Source organism: Mycobacterium sp. PS03-16 (assembly GCF_004570325.1).
Lineage (GTDB): Bacteria > Actinomycetota > Actinomycetes > Mycobacteriales > Mycobacteriaceae > Mycobacterium.
The window spans coordinates 74,194-87,507 of sequence record NZ_SPQO01000014.1 but is presented as its reverse complement, the minus strand read 5'-3'; the positions used below and the strand labels follow the sequence as shown (position 1 = coordinate 87,507).

General features: G+C 68.0%; 13 protein-coding genes. 2 read left to right on the top strand and 11 right to left on the bottom strand.

The annotated features are described in order from the left end of the window. Positions 1–30: 30 nt before the first annotated feature. The 8 genes from E4P42_RS14095 to E4P42_RS14060 all read right to left on the bottom strand — a co-directional run bounded on the left by E4P42_RS14095 (position 31) and on the right by E4P42_RS14060 (position 8,556). Positions 31–891 (bottom strand): SDR family NAD(P)-dependent oxidoreductase, encoded by an 861-nt coding sequence (locus tag E4P42_RS14095; protein WP_135126693.1) that lies wholly within the window; start codon positions 889–891, stop codon positions 31–33. 4 nt (positions 892–895) lie between these two features. Continuing rightward, complete coding sequence (locus E4P42_RS14090) at positions 896–1,378, bottom strand: nuclear transport factor 2 family protein (RefSeq protein ID WP_135126692.1); 483 nt, start codon at positions 1,376–1,378, stop codon at positions 896–898. Positions 1,379–1,441: 63 nt separating this feature from the next. Next, complete coding sequence (locus E4P42_RS14085) at positions 1,442–2,479, bottom strand: acyl-CoA dehydrogenase family protein (RefSeq protein WP_245234017.1); 1,038 nt, start codon at positions 2,477–2,479, stop codon at positions 1,442–1,444. Continuing rightward, positions 2,476–3,627, bottom strand: coding sequence for an acyl-CoA dehydrogenase family protein (locus E4P42_RS14080; protein WP_135126691.1), 1,152 nt, complete (start codon positions 3,625–3,627; stop codon positions 2,476–2,478). The genes E4P42_RS14085 and E4P42_RS14080 overlap by 4 nt, the downstream gene beginning before the upstream one ends. Then, positions 3,627–4,421: a crotonase/enoyl-CoA hydratase family protein gene (locus tag E4P42_RS14075; protein WP_135126690.1), complete on the bottom strand. Its 795-nt coding sequence runs from the start codon at positions 4,419–4,421 to the stop codon at positions 3,627–3,629. The genes E4P42_RS14080 and E4P42_RS14075 overlap by 1 nt, the downstream gene beginning before the upstream one ends. After that, positions 4,418–5,836 carry an aldehyde dehydrogenase family protein gene (locus tag E4P42_RS14070; protein WP_135126689.1) on the bottom strand — a complete coding sequence of 473 codons (1,419 nt, stop codon included), beginning with the start codon at positions 5,834–5,836 and terminating at the stop codon, positions 4,418–4,420. Before E4P42_RS14070 ends, E4P42_RS14075 begins: the two co-directional genes overlap by 4 nt. A 15-nt stretch (positions 5,837–5,851) precedes the next feature. Next, complete coding sequence (locus tag E4P42_RS14065; RefSeq protein WP_135126688.1) at positions 5,852–6,958, bottom strand: zinc-binding dehydrogenase; 1,107 nt, start codon at positions 6,956–6,958, stop codon at positions 5,852–5,854. Between the two features lie 11 nt (positions 6,959–6,969). Then, positions 6,970–8,556: an acyl-CoA synthetase gene (locus E4P42_RS14060; RefSeq protein ID WP_135126687.1), complete on the bottom strand. Its 1,587-nt coding sequence runs from the start codon at positions 8,554–8,556 to the stop codon at positions 6,970–6,972. 165 nt (positions 8,557–8,721) lie between these two features. Between E4P42_RS14060 and E4P42_RS14055 the strand changes: the two genes are divergently transcribed. Together E4P42_RS14055 and E4P42_RS14050 are read left to right on the top strand one after the other, a co-directional pair. Then, positions 8,722–10,623 carry an NAD(P)/FAD-dependent oxidoreductase gene (locus tag E4P42_RS14055; RefSeq protein WP_135126736.1) on the top strand — a complete coding sequence of 634 codons (1,902 nt, stop codon included), beginning with the start codon at positions 8,722–8,724 and terminating at the stop codon, positions 10,621–10,623. Continuing rightward, positions 10,601–11,488: an SDR family NAD(P)-dependent oxidoreductase gene (locus E4P42_RS14050; RefSeq protein WP_135126686.1), complete on the top strand. Its 888-nt coding sequence runs from the start codon at positions 10,601–10,603 to the stop codon at positions 11,486–11,488. The genes E4P42_RS14055 and E4P42_RS14050 overlap by 23 nt, the downstream gene beginning before the upstream one ends. Here E4P42_RS14050 and E4P42_RS14045 read toward each other — a convergent pair. Genes E4P42_RS14045 through E4P42_RS14035 form a run of 3 tightly spaced genes read right to left on the bottom strand, consistent with a single transcriptional unit; the run spans position 11,485 to position 13,296 of the window. Further along, positions 11,485–12,324, bottom strand: a complete 840-nt coding sequence (locus E4P42_RS14045) for an SDR family oxidoreductase (RefSeq protein ID WP_135126685.1) — start codon at positions 12,322–12,324, stop codon at positions 11,485–11,487. The two genes, E4P42_RS14050 and E4P42_RS14045, sit on opposite strands and share 4 nt — an antisense overlap. A gap of 11 nt (positions 12,325–12,335) precedes the next feature. Then, positions 12,336–12,956: a Dabb family protein gene (locus E4P42_RS14040; RefSeq protein ID WP_135126735.1), complete on the bottom strand. Its 621-nt coding sequence runs from the start codon at positions 12,954–12,956 to the stop codon at positions 12,336–12,338. Continuing rightward, positions 12,949–13,296 carry a hypothetical protein gene (locus tag E4P42_RS14035; protein WP_135126684.1) on the bottom strand — a complete coding sequence of 116 codons (348 nt, stop codon included), beginning with the start codon at positions 13,294–13,296 and terminating at the stop codon, positions 12,949–12,951. Before E4P42_RS14035 ends, E4P42_RS14040 begins: the two co-directional genes overlap by 8 nt. Positions 13,297–13,314 lie beyond the last annotated feature (18 nt).

The window sequence follows — 13,314 nt, the reverse complement described above, 5'->3', positions numbered from 1 at the left end:
GTTGGCTCCTTGCTGAGGTCGAAAGGCATGTCAGTGCCGCGCGGGGTCGAACCGCTGCTTGGCCTTGAGCGCCGGTGCGCGCTGCGCGCGCAGCACGTCGGCGCGTTCGGCCATCGCCGAGCCGACGTACTCCGGCTGGGTCAACAGGTAGAACCGGCCTTCAGCGGCCTGGTCGAACACCACCTCGGCGGCAGCCAGCGGATCCATCGCGGTGGCCTTGATGTCGAGCATCGCCGATCGTTGTGCCTCGGCCGCTGCGACATCACCGCCGTCGACACCGCCTGCGGACTCGAAGATGTTGGATGCGACGGCACCGGGCAGTACGGCCTGCACGTGGATGTGGCCGTGGCCCGCCAGTTGCACCTCGAGCTGCAGGCACTCGGTCAGCGCGAGAACGGCGTGCTTGCTCATGATGTACGGCGCCTGCAGTGGCACCACGGCGACGCCGCCGATCGAGGACAGGTTCCACACCCACGCCGGTGTGTCGGCGGAGATCATCGTCGGCAGGAACGCGCGCACCCCGTGGAACACGCCGGAGATGTTGATGTCCACCAGGCGCTGCCAGTTCGCGACCGGGGTGTCCCACAGGAAACCGAACTGTTCGACACCGGCATTGTTCACCAGCAACCGGACCGGTCCGGCGTCGCGACGGGTTCGATCGGCCAGTTCCTGCACAGCGTCGAAATCGCGTACATCACACACAATGTCGAGCGCCCGGGCGCCCTGTGCGGTGAGCTCGTCGCGCAGGGCGGCGATGGCGTCGGCGTCGATGTCGGCGAGCACCACCGTCATCCCGAGGCGGGCCGCATGGCGGGCCAGCCCGGCGCCGATACCCGCCCCGGCGCCGGTGATGACCGCGACGCCGCCCGAGAACGTGTCGCGAGCGCTCACCGGGTCAGGCATTGGCGCCGGCGGAATCCGCCGACATCTCGGACAGGAGAACAGAGTTCGTCGTGTCGAGAATGACCTCCATCTCGGTGAACTCCAGCCCGTTGGCGCCCCTACGGACGGTGACGTTGGCCACGCCGCTGGACACCCCGAACGGGACGAAGTTCGCGATTTGGTTGACGTAGATGTAGAAGCGCGCGCGGACGCCTTGGCCGTCCGCTCCGGTGCGGTGCACATTGGTGGCGTGGTGCCGCAGTGGATACGGGCTTTGCTTGCGGTGGTCGGCCAGCCACTCCATGACCGAGTCGCGCCCCTTCAGTTCCGGCGACATGAGTTCTTCGAAGGGGCTGGCGCCGGAGTCGCTACGGCTGATGTAGCGGACATCGTCGGCGTAGGCGAGCGCCATCTCGTCGTAGTGCGCTTCGTCATAGTGGTACCAGAAGGCGGAGATGAAGTCCTGCAGTTCGGCCAGCGTGATGTCGTTGCTCATGCCGGTCAGTCAATCGCCCGATCGCGCTGGTGGCAGCGGCGATGCCCGGTGAGCGGAACACCTTCAGTCGGCGATGAGGTCCCACAGTCCGGCGGCGCCTGCGCGCAGGGCGGCGTCGGTCACCTGCTCGTCCCAGTAGCGGACCGACCCGAATTCCGACCGCCACGCCAGCGCGGCACGGGTGAACTCGCCGAGGCGGTGTTCCCGGGTGGTGCCGATGGCGCCGTGGACCTGGTGGGCGTTGCGCACGACCACCGACGCGGCGTGGCCGGTACAGGAGCGCGCCACCGCGATACGGAAGCCGAGGTCGTCGGCCGACCAGTCCGTGCGCACCGCGACGCCCAGTGCGGCTTCGGTGGCCGCGCGGGCCAGCGCCGCCTCCGCCGCGATATCGGCGACGAGGTTCTGGATCGCCTGAAACCTGGCGAGCGGGCGGCCGAACTGCACGCGGGAGGCGGTGTGGTCGACCGACATCTCGGTGATCCGGTCGAGCACCGCGCAGACCTGGACCGCGCGGACGAGCGCCGCCTTCAGGCGCAGCCGGGTGACGGTGGCGCCGTCGACGGCTGTGCCGTCGAGCGCGGCGAGGTCGACGATCACCGTGTCGCGCGGTTCTCCGATCGTGTTGGCGCCGGGGGCGGTCTCGACGCGGGAGGCCTCGACGTCCGCCGCGCGGTATCCCTCGCCCGCCTGCCACACGACCACGATTCGGTCGGCGCTGGACGCCCACGGAACACCGCGCGCCACTCCCTGCTGGTCCGGTAGGCACACGGTGCGCACCGCGCCGTCGGCGGGCCAGCCCGCGGCCGTGCACACCCACCCGGCCAGCAGATCGTGTTCGGCCAGCGGAACCCGCACACCGTGGCGCGCGGCGGCGGCGATCAGCTCGGCGGCTTCGTACCAGCCGGCGCCGCTGCCGCCGGCCTCCTCGGCTCCGGTGAGGCGCACGAGCCCGAGTTCGTCGAGGTGACGCCACAGCGCCGGGTCACGGTCGGCCTGCCCCGTCGGTGGGTGGTCCTCGCGGTACTCCCGGAACACCGCGTCCATCATCTCGATCAGATCCGGGTCGACGACCCTCGTGTCGGTGCCGGTGGTCGTCATCGCATGCCCAATCCCCGCGCGATCACCCCACGCAGTACCTCGTTGGTTCCGCCGCGCATCGTGAAGCCGGGCCGCTGGTCGGCGGCGGTCGCCACCAGCTCGGCGAAGGCCGAATCGGTCGCGCTGTCGTCGCCGACGAGCAGATCGGCGAAGTCGACCACATCACCCTCGGTGGTGGTGCCGAGCACCTTCACCACCGCAGCGGGCACGTCGGCCGACTCGTGTCGCTCCAGGGCGCCGGCGACCGCGGTCGACATCTGGTGTAGCCCCGCGAGGCGCGCCACGAGGCGGCCGAGACCGGTGTCGGCGGGCAGCTGCTGGGCGGCCATGCGGTCGGCGGCGGCGCCGAGGAGCACGAACGTGGACAGGAACCGTTCCGGACCGCTGCGCTCGAAGCTCAGTTCGGACGTGACCTGCCGCCACCCCTCGCCGATCTCGCCGAGCACCATGGCATCCGGTACGAACACCTCGTCGAGGATGACCTCGTTGAAGTGGTGCGCACCGTTCATGGAGATGATCGGCCGGACATCGACATTCGCGCCGCGCAGATCGACGATGAACTGGCTGAGCCCGGCGTGCCGGTGCGCCGGATCCACCGGCGCGGTGCGGGCGAGCACGATGAACGCATGCGCGTGATGCGCGCCCGAGGTCCACACCTTCGTCCCGGTCAGGGACCAGCCGCCCTCGACCCGGACGGCGCGCGTGCGCACACTGGCCAGATCGGATCCGGAATCGGGCTCACTCATACCGATGCCGAAGAAACACTCACCCCGGACGATGCGTGGCAGGAACTCCGACTTCTGATGCTCTGTGCCGTATTTCAACAACGACGGCACGATCTGGCGGTCGGCGATCCAATGCGCCGCCACGGGCGCCCCGGCCGCGAGCAGTTCCTCCGTGACCACGAAGCGTTCGATGTGCGAGGCCCCGTGCCCGCCGTACTCGGCGGGCACCGTCATGCCGAGCCATCCACGCGATGCCAGTGTGGCGGTGAATTTCTCGTCCCACCCGGTCAGCCACGCATCGACCGAGGGCGTGAAGGCTCCCGCCGCGAGCTGTTCGGCGAGGAACTCGCGGACCTCATGGCGCAGGGCGGTGGTGACCGTGGGGTCGGTGGCCGCGGTCGGCACCAGTCGGGGAAGTGGCATCAGCGTGACCTCCAGCGTGTCAGGCGGTGCTCGTGTTCGGGATCGCGGTGCGCCAACGGCTGCATCGCGGCGGCCATGCCCAGCGTGGACTCGAGCGTTCCGGTGCGGGACTCCTGCAGCAGGCGTTTGGCCATTCGCAGCGCGTGCGGGGGGTTCTTGGTGATGCGTTCGCCGAGGGCGTGGGCCTCGGTCAACAGATCGTCGTGGGGTACCACCCGGCTGACCATGCCCCAGGCCAGCGCGGTCGCCGCATCGATGCGATCACCCGTCAGGGTCATCTCCGCCGCGCGCTCATAACCGATGGCGCGGGGTAGGAACCATGAGCCGCCGTCGCCGGGGATCAGGCCGAGTTGAACAAAACTCTCTGCGAAAGAGGCTTTTTCGGACGCGATGCGAATGTCGCACATCATCGCCAGATCGCATCCCGCCCCGATGGCCGGTCCGTTGACCGCGGCGATCAACGGAACCTCGAGCCGGCTCAGCGCGCGCGGAACCCGTTGGATGCCGTCGATGTAGGCGCGGCGTTGCGGTAGTGCGTCGAGACCGAACATGCCCTCGCGGTCGGCCATCTCCTTGACGTTTCCGCCGGCGGAGAAGATCTTGCCCTCGCCGGTGAGGATCGCCGCGCGCACGGCGGTGTCGGCGTTGGCGGCGTCGACAGCCGCTTCGAGCGCGGCGATGAAACCCAGGTCGGTGATCGCATTGCCGACCTCAGGCATCGCAATGGTCCAAACCTGCGTCGGTCCGGCGGCGGTGATGGTCAGCGGCGAGTTCTCCTCGCGAACGTCACTCATGCGGGCAGCTGCAGCGACTTGGTCTGCAGGAACTCCTCGAAGCCCGCGCGGCCGAGTTCCCGGCCGACACCGGACTTCTTGTACCCGCCGAACGGTGCGATGGGGTTGTACATGCCGCCGTTGAGATCCAGCTGACCGGTCTGCACGTGACGCGCGAAGTCGATCGCGGCGTCCAGGTCGCGCGCCCACACCGCTCCGGAGAGGCCGTACGGAGTGCCATTGGCGATCTGCAACGCCTCGTCGGTGTCGCGGAACGGGATGACGGCGAGCACGGGACCGAACACCTCCTCCTGCCCCAGTTCGGAGGCCGGGTCGACGTCGGCGAAGACGGTCGGGGCGACGTAGTAGCCGACGTCGCGGATCCGGTGGCCGCCGCCGGTGATCAGCCGGGCGCCGTCACGCTGGGCGCGCGCGATGAATCCGCGCACTGTCTCGCACTGCGACTTCGACGCCGACGGCCCGATCCGTGTCGCCGGATCGAACGGGTCACCCACGGTGTATTTCGCCGCCGCTGACTCGATGAGCTCGAGCGCCTCGCCGTAGCGAGACATCGGCACCAGCATCCGGGTCCACGCCATGCACGTCTGACCGCCGTTGAGGAACGCGTTACCCACACCCACCTTCACCGCGGTCGCCAGGTCGCCGCCGTCGAGGATGACGTTGGCGGATTTGCCGCCCAGCTCGAGCGCCACCTTCTTGATCGAGCGCGCCGCGAGCTCTGCCACCCGCTGTCCCACGCCGGTCGACCCGGTGAACGAGACGAGGTCGACGTCGGGGTGCTCGGCGATCCGTTCGCCGACCACCCGGCCGCTGCCGGAGACCAGATTCACCACGCCCGGCGGCAGGTCGGCGGCCTCGAGCGCCTCGACGAACTCGAACACCGAAAGAGGCGCCTCGTTGCTCGGCTTGAGCACGACCGTGCACCCGGCGGCAATCGCCGGCAACACTTTCGCGACGACCTGGTAGAGCGGGTAATTCCACGGGGTGATCGCCCCGACGACGCCGTAGGGCTCGCGCAAGATCAGCGAATTGCCCGCGCGCTCCTCGAATTCGAACGCGTCCAGCACGTCGGCGAAGCCACGGGCAACGGCCAGCGGCACCTTGGTCTGCACGCCCTGTGCGATGCGGATCGGGGCGCCCATCTCGCGTGTGATGGTCTCGGCGATGTCAGGCAAGCGCTTCTCCATCGCGGTGAGGACCCGGGCCAGGCGGTCGCGGCGCTCGGCCACGGAGATCAGTGGATCGAACGCGCGACGGGCCGCGGCCACCGCGGCGTCCACGTCGGCGACCGTGCCGTTGGGCACCGATCCGATCACCTGCTCGGTGGCAGGGTCGATCACCTCGATCACGTCATCACCGGCCGGGGCCACCCATTGACCGTCGATGAACAGGGTCTTACGCGTGTAGTCGTGCATGGGGTTCCTTCTGGGTCAGGGGACGATGCTGGCGCGAACGTCGCGCTTGCCCTCGGCGGCGGCGAATGCGTCGTTGATGTCGTCGAGCGTGTAGTGCGCCGCGGCCAGGCGATCCAGCGGCAACCGGTCCTGGTGCTGTTCGAGGAAGCGCAGCGCCCGGGACAGCACCGACGGTTCGTAGAGCGACACGCCCACCATCGTCTTGTTCCCGAACACGAACCGCGACGGATCGAACTCGAACGTCTTACCGATGTTGATGTTGCCGATCTCGACGTAGCGACCGAACTGGCCGAGCAGTTTGAGGCCCTCGTCGATGGCGGAGGGATGGCCGACCACCTCGACGACCACGTCGGCGCCGTGTCCATCGGTGAGTTTCCGCACGATCTTGGCGCGTTCCTTGACCGTGGTCGCCTCGTTGAGGTCCATCACCGCGTCGGCGCCGAAGGCCGTGGCCAGCTCCAGTCGCTCCGGAACCCCGTCGATGGCGATGACCTGCGCGGCTCCGCGGGCCTTGGCCACCGCGACCGCGTAGAGGCCGAGCGCGCCGGCGCCCTGCACCACAACGGTCTCGCCGAGTTGCTGGTCGACCCGCTCGAGGCCGTACATCACCTGCGAGAGTGCGCAGTTGGCTCCGGAGGCGGCCTCGTCGGACACGGCGTCGGGAACCCGGTACACCACCGCACCGGCGGGGAGTAGGAAGTAATCGCCGTAGCCGCCGACGAAGTACGGCGGCTCGTCGGCACGTCCGAGCATCGCCATCTTGAGATTCAGGCAGGCGTTGCGCCTGCCCACCAGGCAGTTGCGGCACCGGTGGCAGGAAAAGAAGTAGGGGAACACCACCCGGGTGCCTACGGCGAGCGGTGACCCGTTGGAGTCCGCGTTGACGCCGTCGCCGAGCGCCTCCACTGCACCGACCATCTCGTGGCCGAGAACGGTGGGCAGTTGACCGCCCAGTCCACCGGTGTTGAAGGTGCCGTGCCAGGCGTGGAGGTCGGATCCGCAGATGTTGGTCCGCGTGACCTTGATCAGGATCTCACCGGGGCCCACTTCGGGCAGGGTGACGGTCTCGATCTCGAACGGTTCTCCCGGCGCGTCGAAACGGGCGATCCTTCCCTTGAACAAGAAGGTTCCTTTCAGTGGCTGTGTTCGAGGCTGAACCGCTGGCGCAGATCGCGCTTGAGCAGCTTGCCGCTGGGGTTTTTGGGCAGTGTGTCGACGAAGAACACTCGCTTGGGCGTCTTGAAGCCGGCGAGGTGCTCGCGGCAATGGGAAATGACGTCGTCCTCGGTGAGGTGTACGCCGGCACGGGGCACGACCGCGGCGACGACGGCTTCGACCCAGACGGGGTGTGTCAGGCCGAACACCGCGACCTCTTGGATTCCGCTGTGCCGGTAGAGAACCTCTTCGACCTCCCGGCTGGCGACGTTCTCGCCCCCCGTCTTGATCATGTCCTTCTTACGGTCCACCACGTGCAGCAGGCCGTGTTCGTCGTAGTAGCCGAGATCGCCCGAGTGGAACCAACCTCCGCGGAACGCCTCAGCGGTCTTGGCGGGGTCGTCGAGGTAACCGAGCATCAGATGAGGGCTGCGATGGGCGATCTCGCCGACCACGCCGGTCGCGACCGGTTCGTCGTGCTCGTCGAGGATCGTCGTCTCGACGTTGACCACCGGCCGTCCGGCGGACCCGGCGTGCGTGTCCTGCTCGTCCGGGCCGAATGCGGAGGCCAGCGGCGCCATCTCGGTTTGACCGTAGAAGTTCCACAGCCGCAGATTGGGCAGGCGCTCACGGATCTCGGCGAGGATCTCCCTGGGCATCGCCGACGCGCCGTAGTAACCCTTACGCAGACTCGACAGGTCGACCTCGTCGAAGACGGGACACCGCAGCAGGCTGATCCACACCGTTGGCGGTGCGAAGTAATTCGTCACGCCGAAGCGCTCGATCGTGCGCAGCACCAACTCGGGATCCGGCCGAGGCAAGATGATGCTGGTCGCGCCCAGGTAGATGTCGGTGGCCAGGAAGTTGTCCAGCTGCGCGCAGTGATAGAGGGGCAGCGAGTGGATCTCGACGTCCTCGCCGGCCATCGAACCGGCCACGATCGTGCTGACGTACTGCCACATCAGGCTACGGCTGGTGTGCATCACCGCCTTGGGCCGCGATTCGGTGCCGCTGGTGTACATCAGCCGCAGCAGCTGTTCATCGTCGATGTGTGGGTTCGGGGCGGGCGTGTCGGTGCTCAGCCAGCGGCCGAAGTCGTCCCAACCAGGCGGCGGGTTCTGATCGGCGGCTGTCAACGCCACCCTGGTTGCAACTCTTCCGCCGTGGCGCATCGCGTCCTCGGCGGTCGGCGTCAGTTCGGTCTCCACGATGAACCCGGTCACCTTGCTGTGGTCGAGCAGGTAGGCGATCTCCTCGGCGGTGAGCATGAAGTTGATCGGCACCAGAACCACACCCGCGCGCGCGGTGGCGAACGCCAGCACGGCGTACTGCCAGCAGTTGTGAGCGAGCAGCGCGACGCGGTCACCGGATTCGAACCCGTTGTCTCGCAGCGCGGCTGCCGCGCGGTCGACGAGACGGTCGAATTCGGCGAAGGTGAGCACGACGTCGCCGTCGACGATTGCGGTTTTCTCCGGATGCTTGCGGGCTGATCGGCGTGGGATGTCACCGAGTGAGTGACTGCGAGCCCGCGCGATCACGTCATCGGTGTCGTGGTCCCCGTTCATGGCGGCAGCCTAAGCACGGACCGCGGGAAGGAACCGATCGCTGTCCCGCTCAGTAGGCACAGACGGTGCCTGCGACCGGAGGTTCGCTCGATACTCGGTGCCGTGACCATCAATGCCGCAATAAGGACACCTGACGCCCCTCAGCTGGATCTCGACGAGTTGAGGATGCATCTGCGGCAGGCTGACCCCGGCGTCCTGGTCGCGGTGCTAACCCAGATGACCGGCGACACCTCGGTGATCGATCGGTTCGCGCCCAAGATCTCCCACGAGCCCGATCCGCCGGAGCGCGTCGGCCGCACCGATTCCGACACCATGGAGGAGCTGGTGGCGGCTTTGGTGGAGGCGGTGACCACGCCTTCGCTCGGTCCCACAACGGAGCCTGACGACCCGGCACTGTTCGTCCGCCTGCTGCCGGTAGCCCTCGGATCCGAGGTCGACGACGAGTTCGTCCCACTGCTCATGGAGCAGGGCGGGTTCCAGCTGTCGCAACCGACCCTGCCACGGGATGTCCCGATTCCGGGGACCACCACGGTGGCGATCATCGGTGCGGGTATCGCCGGCATCGTCACCGCGCTCGCGGCGGCGGACGCCGGGGTGGCCTACGAGATCTTCGACCGTAACGAGGAGGTCGGCGGGACCTGGCTGACGACGACCTACCCCGGGATCGGGGTGGACACCCCGTCGGCGTACTACTCGCTGTCGCGGGAAGTGAATCCCGACTGGTCGAACTACTACCCCCAGGGTGCTGAATACCAGGCCTACCTGGTGTCGCTGGCCGACAAGCATGGTCTGCGTGAGCACACGCGCTTCGGCACTGAGGTCGAGGCGCTGTGGTGGGATGAGGATCGTCGGCAGTGGCAGATCCACTCCGTGGATCGGGCCGGCAATCGAGACATCGGCTATGCCCGGGTGGTGATCACCGCGGCGGGTTACCTGAACCGGCCGCGCTGGCCGGACCTGCCCGGCCGGAACACCTTCGCCGGCGTGAGCGTGCACTCCGCGCAATGGGATTCGACGCTGGATCTGACCGGCAAGCGGGTGGCGATCATCGGTGCCGGCTGCACCGCGGTGCAGATCGTCGACGCCTGTGTCGATCAGGTGGCGCATCTGACCGTCTTCCAGCGGCAGCCGCACTGGGTGGCGCCCCGCAGACGCCTCTCCGATGAGGTTCCCGAGTTCCGTCGTTACCTCGGGCGCCACCTGCCGTACTACGCGAATTGGCACCGGTTGAAGTCGTACTGGGGCACCGCCGACAACAACTATCCGGTGATCCTGCAGGACCCCGAGTGGTCGAAGAACCACCTGTCGATCTCGCCGGCCAACGATGTGCTGCTGCAGATGTGCACCGAGTACATCAACCGGATGTTCGGCGAGGGAACGGAGTTGGCGAAGAAGGTCACTCCGGACTTCGCGCCGTACGGCAAGCGGATCATCCGCGATCCGGGTGGCTACTACGCCGCGTTGACCCGCGATCACGTCGACGTCGAGGCCAGCGAACCCGCTGCGGTCAACCGCGAAGGGATCGTCACTCAGGACGGCCGCCAGATCGACCTCGACGTAATCATCTATGCGACCGGTTATCACCTCGACTTCCTGTCGACCGTGGACATCCGCGGACGCGGCGGACGGACCCTGCGCGAGGAATGGGGTGACAGCCCCCGCGCCTACCGCGGCGGCACGGTGCCCGGTTTCCCGAATCTGTTCATCACCTCGGCGCCGAACTACAGCCCAGGCCACGGGGCGGGCGCGAACTTCTCGATGGAGGTGCTCGCGCACTACATCACCGAGTGCCTGCAGCTGATGGCGCTGCGCGGCGCGACGACGATCGAGGTGACGCAGGAGGCTTACCAGGAGTACGTGGCGCAGATCGACGAGGCGATGTCACGCACGGTGTGGTGCCATACCCCCAACGCGCACACCTACTACCGCTCCGGCTCTGGGCGTGTCGTGGTGTCCACCCCGTGGCGCCTGGCCGACGTATGGCATCAGCACCGGGCGCCGATCGAGGAGCACTTCGTGCTCGGCGGGCAGGAAGGTGAGTCCGGTGGCGGATCTGCTGCGCGGTAAGACGGCCCTGGTCACCGGCAGCAGTCGGGGTATCGGCCGGGCCATCGCCCAACGGTTGGCCGCCGAGGGGGCGACCGTGGTGGTGACCGCCCGGTCCTACACCACCTCACCGTCGGTGCGGGCGGGGGCGGCGTCGGCCCTGCCCGGGACCATAGGAGAGACCATCGCGCTGATCGAGGCGGCGGGTGGCACGGCCATCGGGGTCGCGGCCGACCTCGAGGACGCCGAGCAGCGAGCGGCGCTGATCGGTGATGTCATCGATCGTACGGGCGGCCTCGACATCCTTGTCAACAACGCCGGCTACGCCGATTACTCGGTGGTCGAGAAGATGGCGATGGAGACCTTCGATCGCACCGTCGAGCACTATCTGCGCACACCGTTCGTGTTGGCGCAAGCCGCGATCCCGTGGATGCGTGAACGCGGGGGCGGGTGGATTGTCAACATCGGCTCGGTCACCGGGATGGCGCCGGTACGTCCGTTCCGGGAGTACAACAAGAGCTCTGGCGACGTGATCTACGCCTCGCTCAAGGCCGCGCTGCACCGGTTCACCCAGGGGCTGGCGGCCGAGACGCTCGACGACAACATCGCGGTGAACTGCGTCGGACCGTCGACCGCGGTGCGCACGCCGGGCGCCTCGGATCTGATACCGGACACGTTCCCGACCGAACCCGTCGAGTACCTGGCCGAGACCGTGCTGGCCATGTGCCATCTGCCCGCGGCCGAACGGACCGGCCTGGTGGCCTTCAGCCTGCACTATCCGTGGTCCCAGGACCTCCCGGTGCGCACTCTCGACGGCCTCGGCCTGCTGCCGCCGCTGGAGCCGCCGGCAACGGCCAACCCGAACATCCTGCCGGCCGGCGTCTAGTTCAGGAAGCGTCGCACATAGCCGACCAACCGGCGCGCCGGAACCGGACGCGGCCAGTCATCGGGCCGGAAGTGCGCATCGGTCCCGCCGTCGACGAAAATGACGCTGCCGCAGAGAAAATCAGCGGCGTCGGAGAGCATGAAGCGGATCCACTCGGCCAGTTGCCCGGGATCGCCGAAGCCGCCGACCGGAACCGGGAACCGGCGGACGGCGCCGGCCTGACGTGAATCGGCCAGCTGTTCCTCGAGCAGCGGCGTCATCACCGCGCCGGGCGCCAGCGCGTTGAGACGGATGCCCGCGCCGGCCCATTCCGGTTCAACGGCGTGCCGCCGCACCCATCGGGTCACCGCGGTCTTCGACGCCGCGTACATCATCGCCGCGCCGGCCGGGCCGTACACCCGGGTGGTGCGGACGGCCTTCTCGACGTCGCCGGCGATCAGCGCGCGCACCGCGCGGGAGGGCACCGCGGGAGTTGTCGTCGTCGAATTGCTGCCCACCACTACGACCTTGGATCGACCGGCGGCGGCAAGTGCCGGCCGCCAGCACATGAGCAGGTCGACCACGCCGAAGAAGTTGACCTCGGCGATCCGGTGCGGACGGTCGGCGCCGCGTCCGGGCCCGAGGCCGGCCGCGAGTACAGCCCCGTCCAGGCTTCCGTTCGCGGCGGTCAGCACGCGAAGCGCTGCCTTCGTGCGGCCGTCGGAGGTCGACAGGTCCGCGACGACATCCGCCTGCTGGATGTCCACGCCGATCACCGTGTGTCCGTCCTCCAGCAGCCGCTGAGCGGTCTCGAAGCCCATTCCGGATGCCGAGCCGGTGACCGCGTAGATGCCCATGTGACTCCAGATCAGTGCGGGGTGTTCGGACAAAAGCTGTGGCACACCCGATCGCGCACGATCACCTCTGGGCACTCCGGATCGAACCACCGGTCGACACGGGCCCAGTGGATCGGATGCATGAGGTAGGGGCCCATCAGGCCATCGAGGTCGGTGAACTCCTGCTCGAATACGTGTGTCCACGGCGACGTACCGATCGCGTCCTCGACGCGGCTGAGCTGCCATCGATGGATGGTGCGCACGTAACGTGGCAGCAACCGCAGATCGTCCTCGAAACGTTGTACGGTCGCGTCATCCGTGCCGGGCTGCACCCGGAGCAGCAGTGTCCGGTAGACGGTGCCCGTCCCGGCGGCGCCGATGACCGGCGTGCCGTCGTACGTGGCGCCGTTGCAGTGGCGGACTGCCGGGTGACGCAGCAGGTCGTCGATCGCGGCGACACCCGCGGACCGTGCCTGTCGCTCCGCGAAGCGCAGGTGGACCAGCACATCCCCGCCGTTGCGCACACCCGGCAGCGTGGGTTCCACGAGCGTGCGTTCGGCATCGAGAGTCTCTGTCACATCGCGGATTTCGTCGAGCAGCCGGTCCTTGCCGGCCTGGTCGACGGTGTCGATGAGCCGGATGGCATTAAACATCGCAGAGCCGGTCGACGTCATCGGCGGCCGCGGCCACGCTGCGGCTGCGCTCGAGGATGAGATCGTCCATCTCGGACCACCATTCGGCGATCGACGGATCCGGGCGACCCTGCCACGTCATCTCCCACCACGCTCTGGCGCTGGGCAGGGACCACGTCACAGTGACGGTATTGGGCTGGTCGTCGAACCAGATCGGTGGGCTCACCAGTAGCTGACGCAGGGTCATTCCGCGATTGCGGGCACCCGGCGCGTAGCTTTCGAGGTAGGCGTCGACGAACTCGCGCGCCGCACCCGGCCGGGTGACCACCCGATCGATCACGTACACCGCACCCTCAGTCATGGTGCTGACCCTAGGGAT

Bases quoted from the DNA above. Each gene is read 5' to 3' on its own strand.
- E4P42_RS14090 (WP_135126692.1), bottom strand. From the start codon at position 1,378: ATGAGCAACGACATCACGCTGGCCGAACTGCAGGACTTCATCTCCGCC.
- E4P42_RS14085 (WP_245234017.1), bottom strand. From the start codon at position 2,479: ATGACGACCACCGGCACCGACACGAGGGTCGTCGACCCGGATCTGATC.
- E4P42_RS14080 (WP_135126691.1), bottom strand. From the start codon at position 3,627: ATGCCACTTCCCCGACTGGTGCCGACCGCGGCCACCGACCCCACGGTC.
- E4P42_RS14075 (WP_135126690.1), bottom strand. From the start codon at position 4,421: ATGAGTGACGTTCGCGAGGAGAACTCGCCGCTGACCATCACCGCCGCC.
- E4P42_RS14070 (WP_135126689.1), bottom strand. From the start codon at position 5,836: ATGCACGACTACACGCGTAAGACCCTGTTCATCGACGGTCAATGGGTG.
- E4P42_RS14060 (WP_135126687.1), bottom strand. From the start codon at position 8,556: ATGAACGGGGACCACGACACCGATGACGTGATCGCGCGGGCTCGCAGT.
- E4P42_RS14055 (WP_135126736.1), top strand. From the start codon at position 8,722: ATGCATCTGCGGCAGGCTGACCCCGGCGTCCTGGTCGCGGTGCTAACC.
- E4P42_RS14045 (WP_135126685.1), bottom strand. From the start codon at position 12,324: ATGGGCATCTACGCGGTCACCGGCTCGGCATCCGGAATGGGCTTCGAG.
- E4P42_RS14040 (WP_135126735.1), bottom strand. From the start codon at position 12,956: ATGTTTAATGCCATCCGGCTCATCGACACCGTCGACCAGGCCGGCAAG.
- E4P42_RS14035 (WP_135126684.1), bottom strand. From the start codon at position 13,296: ATGACTGAGGGTGCGGTGTACGTGATCGATCGGGTGGTCACCCGGCCG.